Below are 20,531 nucleotides of genomic sequence, written 5' to 3'. Positions count from 1 at the left end.
TCGTTTACATTCAAACCAAGGGAAACAACTTCGCTGCGATCATCAAGACGACTAATCCAACCGTACCCATTACAACGAGCATCGGAGAGAAGGTTTTCAATGCTTCCCGCTCGGTCAGGTTACTGATTTTGACAATGATCCAGAAACCCGCGTCATTCATCCAGGGAACCAGTTTCGAGCCGCAGCCAATCGCCAGCCCGAGGTATATCGGATGAAATTCCAGATGCGAACTGGTCGCCAGCCCGGACAGAATTCCCGATGCCGTAATCAATGCGACCGTCGCGGAACCTTGGGCAGTGCGCACCACCGCGCTGATGACGAAAGCCATCGGTATCAATGCCATTTGATAATCCTTCGTCATTTCACCAATCCTTGAACTGATACCGGTTTGTTGTAAAATACCGCCGAACGCTCCGCCTGCTGCCGTGATCAGGATAATGCCGCCGCCACTCATCAGCGCGGCCTGTACGAATGTGGTCATACCTTCCTTGCTCCCTTTTTTCTGCATGGCAAGTACTACCAATGCAACTAGTCCGCCTGCTACGAGTGCAATGTTTTTGTCCCCGAATAATTGAATGATCGTAATCAGTTTCGCGAAAAACCCATCTCCCGGCACCAATGCACCCGACGCGATCATGGAATCCAGAATATTGTCAGTGCATATCAGCACAAGCGGAAGTGCGACAGGCAGCAATGCGAGCGATAGCGTGGGAAGTTGTGAGTTGTCCTTGGCCGCGAGCGCCTTAATATCCTCCAATCTCGCATCCAGTGAATCCCGCAGTACCACCGGCCATTTTTTATTGACATATACCGCAAACAGATACCCAGCCGTGATAGTCACCAGCCCCAGCATGGTACCACCAGCCATCATCATCCCAATTGGAATATTCATTTCACCAATTAAAAACAAGGGTCCTGGCGCGGGCGGCACAAACGAATTCGCCATGGCCGCACCGCCGGTAATGGCCAGTACCAGCAGCAGATAATTTTTCCCAATCCGCATACTGACTGCTTTCGCCAGCGGTATCATCAGGAAAATGACAATGTCGAAAAACACGGGAATGCCCAGGAAAAAGCTGCTGACCAGGAATGCAACCGGCGCATTTTTTACACCGGTAACATGAAGCATACCTCTCACGATACGCTCGGCTGCACCGCTTTCCAGCATACATTTTCCAATAATCGCGGCCATAGCGATCAGAATGCCGATTTTGCCGCACGTACTACCGAATTCGAAGGCGATCCGCTCTCCGATACTCTTCGCTGCGAGGGCCTGCGCGGCCGCCTGAGATTGTCCTTTGCCCAAAGCAAAAGCTTCAATGGCCGAACCGGGCGTCATGATCGCGACGGCGAAAGCGCCCAGTAAAAGGGCCAGAAACGGATGCAGCTGTAGCACAATAATGCCACCAACGACGATGATCACCCCTACTAGCAAAATAAAAAGCGGGTCGCTGAAAAAAAGAGGGAGGGTCATGAATGTCCGGGTTTCGTGATGGATCTGAAAGAATCTAGTTTTTTGGCAAGATTACGGGCTCCGTCAGCGACAAATGTGGCGTCGGAGCCGCAGGCAATGAACCGGATGCCGAGATCGTGGTAGGTTTGGTAATCTTCGGGATTGAAGAAAAGAATACCGGTAGCTTTTCCCGCTTTCTGGGCTGCATTCACGGTTTCTCTCATTGCTTCTTTAAATCGCGGATGATCAAACTGACCGAAAATACCGAGCTCCATTGATAGATCCGCGGGACCAATGAAAAGCACATCAATGCCTTCTATGGCCGCTACTTCGTCCAGGTGGTCCAATACCTCCACCGTTTCGATCTGCGCGATGCCGAGAATGTTCTCTTTTGCCTCCTGATAATATTCATTGAAATGCAGACCAAAACCAGTTGCCCGGACCATTTTCGCCACTCCCCTGCCACCATCGGGCGGATAATGGAGCCCCTGCACCACCTTTTTTGCTCCTTCCGGGCCTGTGATTTTCGGGCACATAATTCCTTCCGCGCCCATGTCGAGTACCCGGTGAATGCGCTGGCTTTCGGAGCTTTCGACCCGGACGATCGCGGCGGTTTTGGTGTGTTCCAATGCCTGCAACTGGTATAGCACATCCTTTTCGGAACCCGCGCCATGTTCAAGGTCAATGAGCACCCAGTCGAAGCCGGATAGTCCAACGATCTCGGCGGTGAGTGAGCTGCCGGTGTTGAGCCAGCAGCCGTGTAATGTTTCTCCCTGTTTCAGTCTTTTTTTCAGATTCTTCATTCCAAATGGTTTATTTTTTATCCCACCAAATCCGGGTATCGAGGAGGTCTGCACCTTGCTGGGCAATGGCTTTTTGAACGTTGTCGTGATTGACGTTCAGTTCTGCGTCGGTATAGGTAAGCCTTCTGATAAACGGTTCGGATTTGAGGTCGCTGCCGGGATATGGGTTCGGTTTGAGGACCGGAAACCCGCTGCGCCGGAAATTGGCAAATGCTTCGGGGCCTACGAGGAAGGAGGCCACCCAGTATTGCGTATTGATTTCTTCGAGTTCTTTACCTGCATGTAGCGGGTGGGCAGCCACGTACGCGCTCACGGCTGCGTCCTGGATCGCGGTCGCGCTGCCGTAGTCCGCAAACTGCTGCATATGTGCCTTGATACCGTTGGCATACAGCGTAGCCGCGTCACCAGATGTCCACTTGCGATGCGCAGCCTCGGCCAGCAAAAGCTGCGTTTGCGCATAGGTCACCAGGAAACTGGGCGCCGTCAGGCCTGCCATGCGTGTCCTGTCCAGCTGGCTGTAATCCCACAAACTGGCCAGCTTTTTATCGGCCACATCTTTGCTGATTGTGGTATTATCATAGCCCTGCGGCATTCCGATCTGCACAGCGACTGAGCGATTGGCTTTGGCCTCCGTTTGGTCTGCACCACTTTGCGCACCAACATATCGTACTGCAATCGACGCCAGACGCGGGTCATTATTGGCCGTCAGATAATCCACAAAATCCTGGTCGAGGTAGTAGAATGCAGACTGTCCACCATTCAATGAGCTTCCAACGGGATTAGTAAAACTGGCCGTGTGGCGGATCACCGCATTGTCCTTGTTGGAATCCATTACACCACCTGCTACTGCTTTGGTTACATATTCTTTGGCTTTATCAGGGTTAACTTTGGAAAGGCGCATGGCGGCCCGCAGCAGCAATGAGTTGCCCAGGTGCTTCCATTTCAATACATCCCCACCATACAAAACGTCGCTCGCAACCTTCGTTTTGGAAGCGTCCAAGGCTGCGGAAGCCGTTTCCAGCTCATTCAGAATGTCGGTGTACACCGCCTCTTGGCTATCATAAGCCGGCCCGGTGTTTCCCGACAAAAAGCCTAATCCTGCCTCGCTGTATGGAATATTTCCGTAAGTATCGGTCAGGATCAGGAATGAATAGGCCTTCCAGATCCTGGCCATATTGTACAAGTTCGTACGGGCCGCGTCGTCTTTGGTTTTGGCAACTACGTCGGTCAGTTCTTTAATGATACCGCGGTAAATCGTCGTCCAGTTTCCCGAGGTTACGCCCCGGTTGTCCTGATTAAAATTGGCCGCAGAACCCTGCCCGCTGAATGGCGTGATCATTTGTTTCACGATCGTCGTTTCATAGCTCAGGTTTCCGTAAGTCGGTGCGCTGTTGACAATGGTGGTATTTAACTGGTACGAAGGTTCTACGGCTGTGAGGGCGATCGGATTGATGTTCATTTCGTCAAATCCATTGTCGCAGGAAATCAGCAGGGGCAGAAAAACGATGCCGGTCAGGATTGATTGATATAGCTTTTTCATTTTCTTTCTTAAAATTTAAGGTTAAGATTGAAACCCATACTGCGTGTGATCGGCAGGCCTGTCGCTTCCAGACCAATGAGGTTGTCCGATGGAAAACCAAACTGATCGGGGTGAATGTTGGGTACCCATTTTTTCAAAACCGCCACATTGTTGGCCACTGCATTGATCCTTCCTCCTTTGATGAAAGGAATGTTTTTGGGCAACAATTTTGAAAAATCATAACCGATCGTGATCTGGCGCAGCTGCCATAATCCTGCATTGTACACAAACTGTTCGGCAATGTTCTGAGACCGTACGGTTTCATAGTAAGCCTGCACTACGGACTTGGTTTTGTTAACCTCCCCGTTTGGATTGACGCCATCGCCAACAATAAAGCCTTCTGCCCTGCCCGGTAATGTTTCTTTCATTAAGCCGTGACGCCACGCATTGTGATTGGTACCCGAGATCATTTTATGTCCCAGTTTGAAATCGATCAGGAAGGACGCCGACAGTTCCTTGTAATTGAAACCATTGGTAATACCGCCTACCCATTTAGGTAATGCACTGCCAAAGGAAATCTGCGTCGGTGTACGCAACGGGCGACCATTTCCGACATCAAAAACCTGCCTGCCCTGATCGTCCCGCAGATAACCAAAACCGTAAAGCTGTCCCATAGACCTGCCCACAACCTGACGAAGCTCGCCGGTAAAATCACCGGTACCGACCGTAATCATCGCATCGCTCACGTCTCCGCCCAGATCCAGCACTTTGGTTACATTATATGCGGCATTGAAATTGAGGTTCCAGGTAAAGTTCGTACTCCGTATCGGTAGCACATTCACCATCATTTCCAAGCCGCGGTTACGTCCTTTACCTACATTAATAAGCTGGGTAAGGTAGCCGGATGCGTCGGAAGTCTGGGCTTGCAGGATCTGATCGGAGGAGAGTTTATCGTAATAGGTAAAGTCCAGCCCCAGCATGTTGTTGAACAGTTTCAATTCCAGCCCCACCTCTTTCTCCGACACGCGCATCGGGCGAAGATTTGCATTGGGAACCGTGGAACCGCTGATCGTGGCCAATGGTGACGCTACACCCGAGGGATTAGGAAACTGCTGGGCATTGATGCCGTAAAACAGGTTATTAGAGTAAGGCTGCACATCGGTATCGCTCCCTACTTCTGCGTAGGCGACCCGGATTTTGCCAAACGTGATCCAGGCAGGCAAAGACGAGGTCAGCGCCTGAGAAAACACGAAACTACCTGTGATAGAAGGATATACAATGCTCCTGTTAGCCGGTGACAGCGTCGAAAACCAGTCATTGCGGATAGTACCATTCAGGAAAAGGTAATCCTTAAAGGAAACCTCGGCCGAACCGTACAGCGAATTAACCTGCCTTTTGGAAAAATCATAGGTCGCATCCTTCTGCCGGCCGTTTCCGATTGTGTAAAGGCCCCGGGTATAAAAATCCTGGACAAACACATTATGCCGGCTCAGTTTCCGGTACATCTGGTTACCACCGACATTCACATTGACACCAATGTCGCCAAAAGTTTTGTTGGCCGCGATCAGGAAATCAGCATTGAGTTCGCGTACCGTGCGCGCATCCTGCACATACTGCCCGTTCACAAATCCTGCGGGCGCAGCTGCCTGGCGCTGGCTACCTGTGGGCAGGTTGTATTCCTGCTCCCGTGCGAAGTAATCCTGACCGATACGGCCCTGTGCGTACAGCCAGGGCGTAAAATTGTAACGCACCGACAGGTTTCCGAAAACGCGGTCCTTATCAATGTTTTCAAAACGTTTCAATGCAAAATATGGATTGGTACGGTTGGTAAACCGCGACCAGACATATTCATTTCCATTCGCGTCAGTTGCATATTTTTCAAGCAGATCGAGCGGCATGGAGTTGGCCATATTGTACAGCGAAACCGGGCTGTAATCCTGCTCGGCAATGTTAGGCGGGTTTTTCCGGGTTTCATTGGAATAATTGATATTACCCGAAACCGTCAGCTTCTTGGCCATGGTTTGCGTAAAACCCAGGTTCACCGTTTTACGATGGTAGCCCGATCCCGGCAGGATAGTCCTGTTGTCAAGATTGGACAATGAGAGGCTGAATCCACCAAATTCGCCACCTGAGGAGAGCGACAATGTGTTGGTAAATGTGTTTCCTTTTCGATAATAATCAGTGATCTGATGTCTCTGAGGCACATATGGCACTTCTACGCCATCAAAAAGCACCTGGGTCATACCCGGTGCAAATTTCTCGCCAAAGCTCCATTGGCCTGATGTAGGATTGGGTGTTGTGGGCCGTTTTCCGTTCTCTCCCTGGCCGTATTCATATTGATAGTCTGTATAATCCAGCGGGGTTTCAGTGGTAAAATTGGTGTTGTACTCAATCCCTATCCCCACGCCAGCGCCTCTCGTTTTGGTAGTAATCATGATGACGCCGTCCTTGGCACGCGAACCATATAATGCAGAAGCCGCGGCGCCTTTCAGTACCGTCATCGACTCAATGTTATCAGGATTGATGCTGCTCAAACCATCGCCGCTGTCCGATGTGCGGTTGGCCCCTTTGTCGGAAGCATCGCCTCTCGCGCCGAAGTTCGTATTGTCTATCGGCACACCATTGACCACGATAAGCGGTGAATTGTTTCCTCCAAAAGATGACTGTCCCCGGATACGGATCTTGCTCGTTCCCGCCGGTCCCGAGCCTAGCGAGGTAATGTTCACGCCCGCCATCTTACCCTGCAATGCATTCATAAAATTGGCGGTCCGGTTCACGGTCATTTCTTCGGTTGGCACCGACGCCGTGGCATAACCAAGACTTTTGGCGGATTTTTTGATACCCAAAGCAGTCACTACCACTTCTTCCAAAGCCTTACTTTCCGGCGACAGCGAAATGGTCAGACTGGACTCATTACCTACTGTTACCTCTTTGGTCTGAAAACCTACAAAACTGAACAACAGCGTATTATCACCACTTTGCAGCTCGATCTGAAAAACTCCCTCTGCATTGGAAGTAGTGCCGCGCTGCGTTCCTTTCACAATGATATTCACGCCGGGCAGCCCGATTCCCCGCTCGTCGGTTACCTTGCCGCTCAGGTTTCGTTTCGGGCCGGCCGGGTCGCCCTTTCCATCCGGTAATACCAGCCCATTGTCTGCATTGGGCAGCTCGGGTGTTAAAATGATCTTCTTGCCAGCCAGCTCGTATCTGACTTTTAATGGTTTAAAAAGCCGGTTCAGTACATCGGCCAACGTTGCATTCACGGCCTGGATACTGACCTTTTTCGACGATTCCAATACATTGGAACTATAAACAAACCTGACATCCGTCTCCTTCTCAATGTCCGCCAGTACTTTTTTGATCTCACGGTTTTCCGCCTGTACCGACAACCGCCGGCTCAGGTACTCCTGTGCATCGCTGGTGTGCGCATAAGCGACACCGGCCAGCACCAACATGACAAAACTCTGTGTTAATGAAAACGTCATAAGTTTTAGCCAGAATTGTCTGGTAACGTGTTTTTTCATAATTTTGATAAGGGTTAATGGTTCTTTTAACCGGGAATTCAGGATGTTTGAGCTGTTACTTTGGCGAGTGGATACTCAATACATCAAGACCTTTCTGGCAGTGCGAAATCACTGCCATTTTTTATGCTACTTACAGCCTTTTCCGCTGATAATGATCTGTCCGTCAACTATTTCATAACTGGCAGAGACGGTTTTACAAAGGATATCGAGCTTTTCATACATGTTTTCATTTGATAGCGTCGCCGTGATCTTGCACGTCCGGAAATTTTCAGCATCGAACTGGACGGGAATTCCGTAGGCTTTTTCAATGTCCTGAAACAATACCGGCAGTGGCACTTCCTCATATTTGGAAATGCTTTCGACAGCTTCTTTGGTCAGTTTTTCGGGGTTTTCCACTAATGTTTTAGAAAGCTGATGAATGCTTTTTTCAAAAATGGCGGCCTGATTGGCGGTGATTATCAACCCGTTTACTTCCTTTTTTCGCTGCGAAAGTTCCGGCTTTTCTACATACACCGACACTTTGCCCGTCTGCACCTGCACGGTAATTTTTTTATCCTTGTCAAATGCGCTCACCACAAATCGCGTCCCCAGCACTTTGGTGACCACATCGCCGGTGTAAACCATGAAAGTCTGCCCCTGATGCTTCACCGAAAACATCGCTTCACCCGTCAGGTACACGATCCGCGAACTGTCGTCAAACTGCGAAGGATAACTCAAACAGCTCTTCGGGCTCAGTATCACTTCCGAACCGTCAACCAGCAATATTTTCAATGGCTTTTCGGTATCGTTGCTGGTCGTGACCAGGTTAGGCGGGCTCACATCCGTGGAAGCAATATTGGGTTTGGTGACATTCCCCGGGGCCAAATACCAGTTGATCCCTATTGCGATCAACACAACAGCAGCCGCTGCGACCACCCAACGAATGCGTGAAAATGATGATACAACCACCTTTTCCTCTTGCAAAGGCACAATTTCCGGTGTCTCCGGCGCGCTGGCGCGTTCTATAAACAGTGCTACCTCAGCTCTGATCTCTTTCTCGCTAATGCCTTCCGGCTTCACATTGGCAGCTCTCGTCAGTCGCTCAGCCTCTTGAAACAATTCCGTTTTATCAGGATATTTTTCAGTAAAAGCCGCCCAAAATACGCCCTGGCTGCCTCTGCCACGCACCCAGTCTATAAAACCCTGGTCCGCCAGAAAATCTTCCAATTGATATGACTCGTAATTTTTCATGGCCCGGTTTCAGTTTGAATGAGAATCACGCTGTACGCTATACGAAGCTATTTTTTTAAATCATTTCTGTGCTTAATGTGGACTGTCATAATGCTTGCGCAGACTTCCCAGCGATTTTTGAAGCAAATTATACACAGACTGCCTGCTCAGTTTCATGACATCGGCGATCTGTTCAAAACTTAGATTCTGGTAAAATTTGAGGTAAATCAACTCCTTCTGTCGGTCCGAGAGATGGTTCAGCACCACTTCCAGCTTCCTGATCCGGTACACCTCGTGCTCCTCATCGATCAGGCGCAGATCCGACGCAAACTCCACCGAAAACGAATACTCCTCGGAAAGGAACGACTGATGCGTAACATGCTTTTTGGACAGCTCACGCAATATTCGTGTCTTCAAAACAACCATCAGGTATGACCGCACATTTTCAACCGCATTCACCGACTCCTGCATTTTCCAGAGCTTGACAAACATATCCTGAATACAATCCTTTACAAATTCCCGCTCCGCGTGCAGTCGTAACCCCCAATGAAAAAGGTCAGAATAGTAGCTCTGCATAATGTTCGCCAGCGCATACATATCGCCCGACTGGTAGTCATTCCAAAGTTTTTGCGCTTCATCAGGAGTGATACGTGCTCTCATTATGCTCTTGCTGACTCATTTATTAGATGAGACTCCAATTTTGAGAATATACCCCATAATTTTTATCTTTTTTATCAAAATAATGCATTAAAGTGTCCCGAAGCAGTTTTGCCGGATACTTGCGGACAAATACCGGTGCTAATCGTACATTTTTGAAGCTTACAGGCTGGCTTCTTTGTTGTATTTGTTGCGGTACTCAACGGGCGTCATACCGGTAATTCTCTTGAACACGTCACGGTAAGTCTGGATATCCGAGTAGCCGACATCGTACATGATTTCGTTGACCGATTTTCTCCCGGTTTCCAGCTGCATTTTGGTCGCCTCCACTTTTACGCGCTGAATATATTCTACCACCGTATTCCGGGTTGCTTTTTTAAACCTGCGTTCGAATGTCCTCCGGGTAACATTAAACTGAACCGCCAGCTGATCCACCACGAGTTTTTCCTGGTAATTCTGTTCAATGTATTCCTGCGCCTTTCTAATCACTTCGTCTTCATGATCTTTCAACCCATGGAACACCACAAAAGGCGATTGCATGGTTTTATCAATATCAATTACAAAGTGTTTGGCCATTTGAATGGCCATTTTACGATCGGTATATTTTTCAACCAAATGCAAAAGCAGGTTCCAGTAAGCATTGTTACCGCCGCTGGAATACAGGCCGTTCTGGTCGGTGATCAGTTTTTCGTCCACGAGTTTGACATCCGGATAAAAATACCGGAACTCATTCGCGTAAGACCAGTGCGTAGTACATTGCTTTCCTTTCAACAAACCTGAAAAAGCAAGCAAAAATGCCCCTACGCAAAGACTTGCCACCTCGGCCCCACCCTTGTACTGCCGTGCGATCCAGCCCGCGTAACCCCTGTTCATATGCGTAGCGCTCATCATATCCCCGCTCATGGCCGGAATAATGATCAGATCCGTGTGCCTGATATCGGTCAGTACGGCATCAGGATGGATAGAAAAAAGTCCGTCATTTAGTTTTACTTCCTGCGTTAATGCTACTAATTGCACCTGAAACAACGGGGCGCGACCTGAGTGTTTCAAAAATTCGTTCACAGTAGCGAACACATTACGCGAGTCGGCGACAGAGGCCATGACGGCGTTTTTGAGGGCGAGGATCGATATGGTTATCATGCTGCAAAATTAAACCAAAACTTTGTCGCAAACACCCACTACAGAATGTCGCATTTACCATGTCTCAATGTAAATTATTGCCAATAATTTTGTAACCATAAACCTGTTCAAGTATGCGTAACCTGACCCCTTACTTACATTTTGCCGGCAATGCAGAAGAAGCAATGCTATATTACAAATCAATTCTGGGAGGAGAATTCTCCATTTTTTCGAGGTACGGTGAGATACCAGGCGGAGACAAAATCCCCGCCCACGAGCAGCACAAGCTCATTCACGTGTCATTAAAAGTGTCGGATGTCATTACCATCATGGCTACGGACACATTGGACGTGATGGATCAGAAAGTGGAGGCCGGCAACAATTTTCACATTGTGATCCATACCGAAAGCGTGGAAGAAACGAACCGGCTTTTTGAAAAACTTTCCGACGACGGCGACGTAGAAATGCCATTGAACAAAACCTTCTGGGGCTCCTACTTCGGCATGTGCCGGGACAAATTCGGTATTCAATGGATGATTGAATTTACATAATTACAACAAACCAATTTCCAACATTTTAACTTCAAAAAAATGATACTGAAAATTTTAGTATTCGTGATTGCTATTGTCTCTTTGGCCGCCGTTGTTGCCATGTTCACTAAGGATAAATATACTTTGGTAAGGCAGGTTGTCATCAATGTCCCGAAACAGGAGGTGTTCGATTACATTAAATTGAATAGCAACCAAAAATCTTACAGCAAATGGCTGTCCCTCGATCCCCACACGAAAATTGGTTTTAAAGGATCTCCCGACGGAAAACCGGGCTCTATACTGACTTTCGAAAGCAACGATAAAAAGGCCGGAAAGGGTGAATTGGAGACAAAACGCATAATCGACGGCGAAAGAGTGGAATTTGAGCTTAGATTTCTGGCGCCATTCCAATTTACGGCTAATGGATTTATGTCAACCGATGCGATGTCACCGGGTCAAACGCGGGTCACCTGGGTTTACAACAGCGGCATGAACTGGCCTAAGAATTTCATGCTGCTCTTCATGGATATGGACTCCATTGTGGGCAACGACATTCAGATCAGTTTGGGAAATCTCAAAAGCAAATTGGAACACGTATAAATATCTACGTTTTTGTTAAATTCGGATAAATTTTATGCTTTTTCCAACTAGCGTATGAAAATCCGATACAATTTCCAGCATCATTTTCGTCTCGTTTCGGGACTGACAGGATTTGCAGTGTTTTTTGCGTTGCTAGCATTCGTAGCAGCCGATAATTCCAAAGGCAAACTGGTGTACAAAGGTCCTAAAAAGGTTTTCAATGTAGATCTTCAATTCGCGCGGTTCGTAAGCGGACCGGACGCATTCGACGACAAAAAGAAGATCCGCAGACTGATTTTCACCGGAACAAACATTGACAGCAAGATCAAATCCTGCGACGCAATGAACTGCGTGGATGTGCACATTGAAGGTTTGCAGGTTGACCTCGATGCTGCCCCCAGGCTGCTTTACTGGGTCAGCCTGAATGGCCAGCTTGTACAATATTCCGGAACGGTAGTCAACGAAACACTCTCGCTGACCACTGATTCGAAGGAACGTCTGGCTGGTACATTGAAATTTGATCAATCGGCTGCCGGTGGGCCAACTGTGGAAGTCACATTCGACGCTCCGTTGCTGAAAACTTTCGCAAAAGCGAGGTAATGTGTAATCCTATTTATTGGCCGGTGCCGTAGGTTGCGTACCTACGGCACTTTTGCAAATCCTTGTACCCGTTTTTACGGCTACCAATATTTCATCCCTCTGGGATGTCTGCAACTCGGCCTGCTCTCGTCTATCGCTCAGCTTTTATCTTTTTTGAATTTTTCCTTGCCAAATAAAAACGAGTTTCACTTGATACCCTAAATGCAAGTCCCGTCAGGGACGCAATATTGGTAGCCGCCGCCAGGCGGTAAACGTTAATGTACATGGTAGATTAATGCCGTAGGCGTGCAGGGTTGTGTAATTCAAAATTATCACTTTCCCGTTTTGCTTTTTGTATTACCTGCGCAGCAATTCATTGGAAATTGTTACAACGTTATACCATCAATTTTTGAATTTATTGTAAATGATAATTTCTCTCAATGATCCGTTAAAAGCTGGATTTTTCTTTAAACAATACGAAGGAATAATAGATTTATACAAAGATATTCCCTGATTCTACCAAAACATTAAGCTATTTTAACATTGATCTCAAATTATTAATCGAAATGGCGTACTTCAACCGCCGGTTCGATTTGAAGCGTCCGACCGGCATCAAACCGATCCTGGACAAGCATTTCAGCACGTTAAAATCAATGAGAAAAACGCTACTATTAACCGTTTTCTGCGGCCTGGTCTCACAGGTTCACGCACAAAAACAAAATCTTACACTTTGGTACAAACAGCCTGCCACGCAGTGGGTAGAAGCGCTGCCTGTCGGTAACGGCCACATCGGAGCAATGGTTTTCGGAGGTGTCGAAGAAGAGCTTTTACAGCTCAACGAGAGCACATTATGGTCGGGCGGGCCGGTCAAAACGAAGGTAAATCCCGAGTCGCCCTCCTACCTGCCGCAACTCAGGGACGCACTTTTGAAAGAAGAGGATTACCAGAAAGCCAATGAGCTGGCCCAGAAAATGCAAGGACTTTTTACGGAATCCTACATGCCCATGGGCGATGTCAAAATCGTCCAGGACCTGCAAGGGGCCAAACCCACAGCCTATTACCGTGATCTTAACATTGAAAACGCGGTGGCTTCCACCAGATTTACAGTGAATGGTGTGGAGTACAAACGAGCGGTTTTCACATCGGCCCCGGACAATATTCTTGTCATTAAAATCACTGCCTCGCAGCCTAAAAAGCTCAATTTCGTAGTTTCGGCCAGCAGCCAGTTGAAATATGCCCTTTCTGCATCGGCAACAAAAGAGCTGGTCGTGAGTGGGAAAGCTCCGGCACACGTCGCGCCAAACTACTATAACCCTAAAAATCAGCAGCCTATCATTTATGAAGATGCTTCGGGATGTAGCGGACCACGCTTTCAGTTCAGGATTAAGGCGGTGAGCAAAGACGGGCAAATCGCAACGGATACCGCTGGTGTGCATGTCAAAAATGCGACTGAAGTGACCATTTATTTGTCGGCAGCATCGAGTTTTAACGGTTTCGACAAATGCCCGGACAAGGATGGAAAAGATGAAAAAGCATTGGCACAAAATTACATGAATAAGGCTCTTGCTAAGCCATATGCCGCATTGCTCAGCGCACATCTTGCTGACTATCATTCGCTTTTCAACCGTTTGACATTGGATGTAAAAGATACGACGAGTAACAACCCCAACATTAAACTTCCCGCCGACGAACGCCTGATGAGCTACTCCAAAGGCAGCTACGATCCGGGACTGGAAATGTTGTATTATCAATTTGGTCGGTACTTGCTGATTTCCTCTTCCCGTCCTGCACTAAAAGGTGTTCCTGCCGGCCCGCCAGCTAACCTGCAGGGAATCTGGAACAAGGAAATGAGACCGCCATGGAGTTCTAACTACACGATCAATATTAATACGGAAATGAATTACTGGCCGGCAGAAGTGGCTAACCTTTCCGAAATGCACGTCCCCCTGCTCGACTGGATCAAGGACCTTTCGGAGACAGGCAAGGTGACTGCAAAGGAATTTTACGGTGCACGTGGCTGGGTTGCGCATCATAACTCGGACATATGGGGCATGTCCAACCCTGTTGGTAATGTGGGCGACGGCGACCCTGTGTGGGCGAACTGGTATATGGGCGGGAACTGGCTTTGCCAGCATCTGTGGGAACATTACAGCTTTACAGGCGACAAAACATTCCTTCGTGAAAAAGCCTATCCGATCATGAAAGAAGCAGCTCTTTTTAGCCTTGAATGGCTTGTTGAGGACAAAAACGGTTACCTGGTCACGGCTCCGTCCACATCTCCGGAGAACAAATTCAAGCAGGCAGATGGCAAGGAAGCGGCCGTTTCCATTGGTACTACCATGGATATGTCCATCATTTACGATCTGTTTACCAACCTGATCGACGCGGGTAAAATCCTGGGCAGCGACGAGACATTCACCAAACTTTTGATCGAAAAACGTTCGAAACTGCTCCCGCTGCAAATCGGCAGCAAGGGCCAGCTGCAGGAATGGTACAAGGACTTCCCCGAAACCGATCCTCAGCACCGCCATGTTTCGCATTTGTTCGGTCTGCATCCGGGCCGGCAGATCTCCCCGACATTGACCCCTAAATTTTTTGAAGCCGCCAAAAAAACGCTCGAAATCCGAGGAGACGTCGGTACCGGGTGGAGCAAGGGCTGGAAGATCAATTTTTGGGCGCGCTTGCTGGACGGCGACCATGCTTACAAGCTTATCCGGCAGCTGATGCAGTACACCAACGATGTGAAAGGCAGTGTGTTGGGCGGTGGTACCTATCCCAACTTCTTCGACGCACACCCTCCTTTTCAGATCGACGGCAATTTTGCGGGAACCGCGGGAATGTCCGAAATGCTGATCCAGAGTCATTTGGATGAAATAAGCCTGCTGCCAGCCTTACCTTCCGTTTGGAAAGAAGGCAGCGTGAAAGGACTGAGAGCAAGGGGCGGCTTCGAGGTAAGCATGGACTGGAAGAATAACAAACTTGCCAAATCGACCATTAAATCACTGAACGGTGGTAAATGTGTGCTCAGAACCGCATTACCGGTTAGCGTTCAGGGTGTTGTTACCAAAAATGAAAAGACAGACCTCGGATATACCAATTCCTTTGCAACTGAAAAAGGCAAAGTCTATCAGGTCGTAGCCAGGTGATGCTTTTACCTTTTTGATACAACCGTATTCTCATTTCAATGCCTTCCATGGCAAGCGAAATGAGAATACGGTACCCATTACTTGCTTCGAAAGTGCGTGATAAGTTATCGCCAGCTCATTATCCGCCAGCAGATCAATGGTGACGAAGCCCTGGCGGGTATCTGAAAAAAGCGAATGTTTGCCCATTTTAGCATAGGAATGTTTGGAACCCGAGCCGCTTACTACCTGCAAGCGCTTGTCCCGGATCAATTGCAGGCCATGTTCGTGCCCCGCCACAAAAACCACATTTGAATCGTCCTGAAAAACCGCTCCTATTCTGCTGATCATGTCCTTGTACAGCGGATGGCCGAGGTCCTCAGCATTTCTGAAAATCGTCCGTAATGCCGGATACAACGACCCGATCACTGGTAACGGAATAAACAACCACTTTTTCAGGGCTGTCAAAGGGAAAATATGGTCTTTCAAACTGTACTTGCCCCCGTGCGTCCCGTAGCTTTGGAACGGATGGTGGGACGCGAGCAGTAAGAATTTGCCAGCATTCCTGGTTTTCATTTCTTGCATTCGCGACAATACTTCTTCCCGGGTATGACATCCGCAACCATCCGCAGAATCCGATTTTTCATAAGGGAATAGCCACCATTCGCTGTCATATGCGATCACGACCAGACTATCCCCGAGACTTATTTCAACTGGATCGGGGCACCCATTGGCCGGTACCATAGCAAGTCCGGGGTCGTGTTGATCTTGCAGAAAATGACCCATTTGCCTGATTTTGGCAAGTCCGTTCCGGCCCGACTTGTCCCAATCGTGGTTACCGGGAACGAAATAAACCGGCGCGCCCATTGCTCTCATGGGACTGAACTGTGACCGCAGTATCTGCTGAGTCGCCGCTTGTTCTTCACTCCCCGGCAGCCCCATTCCGCGCGGATAAATATTGTCCCCGAGAAACATCACCGTCGTTTTTCCGGCAATAATACTGGCAGCAGCGTCATTCAGTGCCTGATGTTGCTTTGGGTTAATTTCTCCTGCATCGCCGACCAGGATCACGCGCCTGTGAATGCTATCCTGTCCAAAGGAAAATGTGACAGAAGCTACCCATATTAAAATACCTGCAAGACATCCTGCGATTATGGAGTGACCGGTACAACTCATCGATTTCAAGCTGGTATCCATATATTAAATGTCGCTCCCTCTCCCGGCTGCGACTCCGCAACGATAAATCCATGGTGCTGTTCTACAATTTTTTTAACAATACTTAGTCCGATACCTGTTCCGGAATATTCATGCTTGCCATGCAGGCGCTGAAACAGGCTGAATATTTTTTCACTGAACTCCTGCTCAAATCCGATACCATTGTCAGAAAATATAAGCCTGACGAATGGCTGCATTGGGTCAGCAGCATTAACAGCCGTGATATCGCTACCAAGGTTCATTTCAGCATCAATATGGATGTGTGGCTTTTCCTTCGAAAATTTAAGTGAGTTGCTGATCAGATTGGAAAACAACTGATTGATCTGAAAACCATTCGCACGGATCACTGGCAGCCTGCCACAGGTAATGGTCGCGTCCTTCTCAGTCAGTAACAGCTCAAAATCAATTCGAATGTCGTTTAATATTTTGTTCAGGTCTGTTTCAGCGTACTCCTCCCCTGTTTTGGCCAGGCGGCTGTAAGTCAGTACCGAGTGGATCAGCTCGCTCATTCGCTGGGCAGAAGCGTATATTTTCTGATAATACCGCTGCGATATTTCGATATCAAACCGGTTTTTCTCAATGAGATGAATAAACGTCTGGATCTTTCGCAATGGCTCTTGCAAGTCATGGCTGGCAATGTAGTTGAACGATTCCAATTCTCTGTTTGCTTTCACGAGGTCTTCTGTCCGCTGCTGGACCTTCTTTTCCAGCTGATCTGTAAATATCCGCTGGTCATTGATGTCCGTAAAAGCGCCGATCCAGTTAATAATGTCCCCTTCCTCATTGCGGATAGGCTCACCCTGTCCGTAGTGCCAGCGATATTCGCCTTCCTTGCTTTTCAGCCTCACTTCTACCTTGTAAGTTTCACCACTTTGCAGGCTGTTGCTCCACGATCTGGCAATGTTTTGAATGTCGCTTTCGTGAACAATTTCCCTCCATGAACTTTCGTCAGTAGGCATAATACCCGTGTATTCGATCCAGCGACGTGATGCAAAAAGCTGTGCGCCTTTTGCATCCGTCATCCACACCAGCTGCGGAAGCGTTTCGGTGAGGGTACGGAATTTCTCTTCGCTCTCTTCTATTTTTTTTTCGAGCCAAAACCTGCCCGGTCGATTCCACGGCATGCAACATCAGCTCAGTTAATTTGTCTGCTTCGTCCTTGATCGGATAAATGACGATATCGAAGTACGCCGTCTTAATTTTATTATCATACAGCCAGGAAACCGGCAATTCATATTTCGTCAGTGGCTTGCCCGACTCGTAAACCTGATCAAACATTGCCAATACCTGTTGTCCTGCCAGTTCCGGAAACGCTTCCTGAATGCTGCGACCGATCAGGTCAGCGCTCGTTTTACCGGAAAGCGTCTGGAACATGGTATTTACCATGGTATATCGATAATCCGGCCCTTCGACCAAAGCCACCACCGCCGGCATTTGCATCAAAAACCCTTGTAGCCGTTCCTCTACTAGCTTCCTTGTTTTTGCTATTCTAATTTGCGCCTTGATCCTGGCAAGCAATTCATTGGTTGAGAACGGCTTGACAAGATAATCGTCTGCCCCAATCTCGTAGCCTTCAATTTTCGATTCTTCTCCCGCCCTGGCCGTGATCAGGATCATCGGTATCTGGCTGGTTTCCGGGCCATCTTTCACATGTCGGAGCAATTCAATGCCGTCCATTTCTGGCATCATAATGTCACTCAGAATTAATGAGGGCTTATACCTGGCAATTTTCGGCAATGCGTCCACACCATTGGAAGCAGTAATAATATCGTATTTCGGAGCAATCAATGATTGAATATGCTGCCGCATATCCGCATTGTCGTCCACAATCAGCACCAGGTCGCGGCCAGAAGAGCTGGCTGCAACAGCCGCGTGATGGTCCGTTAGCAGTTCGACATCCAGCAATGTAGACGCTTCTTCCACAAAAACATTGGAGATTGTGTCATGGAAATCCGTCTGACCGATCTGTATCTGAGACGATGGCAAATGCTCCTTACCAAATGGAATGTGTACCGTAAACACGCTTCCTTTGCCCGTCTGGCTTTCCACCTCAATGGTACCATGATGTAACCGTACCATTTCTTTGATCAGCGACAAACCTATCCCGGTGCCCTCGTATGTTCTTCCACCCGTATTCTGCACCCGGTGGAACCGTTCGAACATATGCGGTATTTCTTTCTGGGGTATACCCACGCCGGTATCTTCCACCGAAAAAACAAGTTGGCCATTTTGCGAAGTAAGCGTCAGCGTAATGGTCCCTTCCAGCGTAAATTTAAATGCATTGGACAAAAGATTGAAGACAATCTTCTCCCACATTTGCCTGTCCACATACACAGGCTCGCTTATCTCCGCAACGTTCAGTTTCAGCTGCAACTCAGCTTTTTCAATGACCGAACGAAAGTTGGAGGCCAGGTTCTTCGTAAACGTGCTGATGTCTGTCAGCACAAAATTCGCCTGGTTCCTGCCGCTTTCTATCCGGCTGAAATCCAGCAGTGTGTTGACGAGTTTCAATAGCCGTAGCGCATTCCGGTGCGTGACTTCCAGATTTTGCTTTTCGGAAAAACTCAAATTGAGACTGGTTTTGTTCAGCAGCTCTTCCAGCGGTCCCAGAATGAGCATAAGCGGCGTACGGAACTCGTGGCTGATATTGGTAAAAAACAATGTTTTTGCTTTATCGAGCTCCGCCAATGCCTTGGCTTGCTTTCGCTCCTCTTCGTAAGACAGCGCATTGTTGACACCCAGGGAAATCTGGTCTGCAATAAGCTGGATAAAATTCCGGTAAGCATCATCAAACTTGCGGTAAGGATTCAATGCAACGGTAAGTACCGCGAGCGGGAATTTCTTATTGGCCGATTTGATCGGCACATCCAGGAAGTTTCTGGGCGCCACATCCCAGGCTCCCGGTGGCGGGTTGCGCCACCTGCGTTCACTGCCCGACTCCACGATCCTGTTCTGCTCCACCGCCCTCGCAATGCTCCCGGCTTCTCCATTTTTTTCCTTCAAATCAATGGACCGGCGGAGCTCGGGATGGTCTTGCGAAATACCGGAAGTAGCCGTCATTTCAGCTTTCTGGCCCTCGTCTGAAATCTTGTAAATGATTGCAAATGGAAAATCCCGCGTGTTGACTGACAATGCCCGGGCTGCCTGCTGGTACACTTCTTCCTCCGTCTTCTTTTGTGCAAGGGTATCAAGCTGCTGCATGGTTTTCAGCGAGCGCTCATTGATAATACGCTCTGTATCAGCAGTATTGTAGCAAATAATTCCCGCAGGCCTGCCGTCGTCCCCGAGCACGGGCGTGTAGGAAAAAGTATAGTATGTTTCCTCCGGAAACCCGCTGCGTTCCATAATGAGCAGCTGCGATTCCAGATAGGTACCTTCGTCACGCAGCATGGCGCGGGATAGGAGCGGCTCTATGTCTTTCCAAATATCCTTCCAAACTGCTGACGCGGGCTGGCCCAATGCGACAGGATGTTTGCCACGGACAATGTCAATGTAGGCGTCGTTGTAAAGCTTGATGAGCTGCTCTCCCCATCCAAGCCAGATTGGCTGTTTGGAACTAAGCATAATACGGACACAGGTTTTGAGGCTCTGCGGCCAGTATTCCGGGCTGCCCAATGGATTCTGATGCCAGTCGAAATTGCGTATGCGCGCCCCCATTTCCCCGCCTCCCGCTAGAAATTCAAGGGTCTTATTCACACTGGCTTCCATTATTCCGACGTGGTAAGGTTGCTGATGATCTGTACAAATTCCTTTTTAACCTCGTCAGTATCAGTATACTTTTTAACAAAACCGGAGGCGCCAAGATTTTTACAGGTAGCCACAATTTCTTGTTCGTCAGAAGTGGAATACATAAAAACGGGAGTGTTTGATAGCCTGGATATTTTCTTAAGCTCTATTAGCAATTCCGTTCCATTCATTCGCGGCATATTGATATCTACAAAAATAATATCCGGCGTGAACGAGGAGTCCCTCAACTTGTCCAATGCCTGTACCCCGTCCTTGGCCAGGACACAATGTGCTCCGGAATAGGCCTCCTTCATGACAAAAAGGAAAATTTCCTGATCATCGATGTCATCATCAACCAGAAAAACGGTAAATATACCCGGCATTATAATTCAGTTCAGAGGGGTTATCAAACAGCTGTAAAAATACGTTAGAATTGTAATTTACTTTTCTTGCACCAACAAAATCATGAATAAAATACCACACCTGTGGATCTCAC

15 protein-coding genes are annotated in these 20,531 nt (G+C 48.3%); 4 read left to right on the top strand and 11 right to left on the bottom strand.

The features are described from left to right. Positions 1–10: 10 nt before the first annotated feature. The 7 genes from ON006_RS08720 to ON006_RS08690 all read right to left on the bottom strand — a co-directional run bounded on the left by ON006_RS08720 (position 11) and on the right by ON006_RS08690 (position 10,305). Entirely contained in the window at positions 11–1,474 is a 1,464-nt protein-coding gene (locus ON006_RS08720) for a GntP family permease (protein ID WP_244818862.1), read from the bottom strand. Beyond that, on the bottom strand, positions 1,471–2,256 hold the full coding sequence (locus tag ON006_RS08715) for an HpcH/HpaI aldolase family protein (protein WP_244818863.1): 786 nt from the start codon (positions 2,254–2,256) through the stop codon (positions 1,471–1,473). Before ON006_RS08715 ends, ON006_RS08720 begins: the two co-directional genes overlap by 4 nt. 10 nt (positions 2,257–2,266) lie before the next feature. After that, entirely contained in the window at positions 2,267–3,796 is a 1,530-nt protein-coding gene (locus tag ON006_RS08710; protein WP_244818864.1) for a SusD/RagB family nutrient-binding outer membrane lipoprotein, read from the bottom strand. Positions 3,797–3,804: 8 nt separating this feature from the next. Next, positions 3,805–7,299: a SusC/RagA family TonB-linked outer membrane protein gene (locus tag ON006_RS08705; RefSeq protein WP_244818865.1), complete on the bottom strand. Its 3,495-nt coding sequence runs from the start codon at positions 7,297–7,299 to the stop codon at positions 3,805–3,807. A gap of 126 nt (positions 7,300–7,425) precedes the next feature. After that, on the bottom strand, positions 7,426–8,529 hold the full coding sequence (locus ON006_RS08700) for a FecR family protein (protein WP_244818866.1): 1,104 nt from the start codon (positions 8,527–8,529) through the stop codon (positions 7,426–7,428). A gap of 72 nt (positions 8,530–8,601) precedes the next feature. After that, positions 8,602–9,168 carry an RNA polymerase sigma factor gene (locus ON006_RS08695; protein WP_244818867.1) on the bottom strand — a complete coding sequence of 189 codons (567 nt, stop codon included), beginning with the start codon at positions 9,166–9,168 and terminating at the stop codon, positions 8,602–8,604. Positions 9,169–9,327: 159 nt separating this feature from the next. Beyond that, positions 9,328–10,305 carry a GlxA family transcriptional regulator gene (locus ON006_RS08690; RefSeq protein ID WP_244818868.1) on the bottom strand — a complete coding sequence of 326 codons (978 nt, stop codon included), beginning with the start codon at positions 10,303–10,305 and terminating at the stop codon, positions 9,328–9,330. A 113-nt stretch (positions 10,306–10,418) separates the two neighbouring features. On the opposite strand from ON006_RS08690, the gene ON006_RS08685 reads away from it, so the two are divergent. The 4 genes from ON006_RS08685 to ON006_RS08670 all read left to right on the top strand — a co-directional run bounded on the left by ON006_RS08685 (position 10,419) and on the right by ON006_RS08670 (position 15,118). Continuing rightward, the gene (locus ON006_RS08685) at positions 10,419–10,835 is read left to right on the top strand and encodes a VOC family protein (RefSeq protein ID WP_244818869.1); all 417 of its coding nucleotides are present in this window, start codon (positions 10,419–10,421) and stop codon (positions 10,833–10,835) included. 39 nt (positions 10,836–10,874) lie between these two features. Beyond that, a complete protein-coding gene (locus tag ON006_RS08680; RefSeq protein WP_244818870.1) occupies positions 10,875–11,414 on the top strand; it encodes an SRPBCC family protein in 540 nt (179 codons plus the stop codon). A gap of 54 nt (positions 11,415–11,468) precedes the next feature. Continuing rightward, positions 11,469–11,993, top strand: coding sequence for a hypothetical protein (locus ON006_RS08675; protein ID WP_244818871.1), 525 nt, complete (start codon positions 11,469–11,471; stop codon positions 11,991–11,993). Positions 11,994–12,538: 545 nt separating this feature from the next. Continuing rightward, the gene (locus tag ON006_RS08670; protein ID WP_310590179.1) at positions 12,539–15,118 is read left to right on the top strand and encodes a glycoside hydrolase family 95 protein; all 2,580 of its coding nucleotides are present in this window, start codon (positions 12,539–12,541) and stop codon (positions 15,116–15,118) included. A 30-nt stretch (positions 15,119–15,148) separates the two neighbouring features. Here the strand turns inward: ON006_RS08670 and ON006_RS08665 are convergent, their stop codons facing one another. Genes ON006_RS08665 through ON006_RS08650 form a run of 4 tightly spaced genes read right to left on the bottom strand, consistent with a single transcriptional unit; the run spans position 15,149 to position 20,418 of the window. Next, on the bottom strand, positions 15,149–16,291 hold the full coding sequence (locus ON006_RS08665; protein ID WP_244818872.1) for a metallophosphoesterase: 1,143 nt from the start codon (positions 16,289–16,291) through the stop codon (positions 15,149–15,151). Further along, positions 16,276–17,331: a PAS domain-containing sensor histidine kinase gene (locus ON006_RS08660; protein WP_267610004.1), complete on the bottom strand. Its 1,056-nt coding sequence runs from the start codon at positions 17,329–17,331 to the stop codon at positions 16,276–16,278. The genes ON006_RS08665 and ON006_RS08660 overlap by 16 nt, the downstream gene beginning before the upstream one ends. After that, positions 17,258–20,005, bottom strand: coding sequence for an ATP-binding protein (locus ON006_RS08655; RefSeq protein WP_267609971.1), 2,748 nt, complete (start codon positions 20,003–20,005; stop codon positions 17,258–17,260). Before ON006_RS08655 ends, ON006_RS08660 begins: the two co-directional genes overlap by 74 nt. Positions 20,006–20,016: 11 nt before the next feature. Continuing rightward, positions 20,017–20,418, bottom strand: a complete 402-nt coding sequence (locus tag ON006_RS08650) for a response regulator (RefSeq protein WP_244818874.1) — start codon at positions 20,416–20,418, stop codon at positions 20,017–20,019. Positions 20,419–20,531 lie beyond the last annotated feature (113 nt).

The sequence above is a fragment of the Dyadobacter pollutisoli genome (assembly GCF_026625565.1).
Lineage (GTDB): Bacteria > Bacteroidota > Bacteroidia > Cytophagales > Spirosomataceae > Dyadobacter > Dyadobacter pollutisoli.
This window is presented reverse-complemented; position numbering and strand designations above follow the sequence as displayed.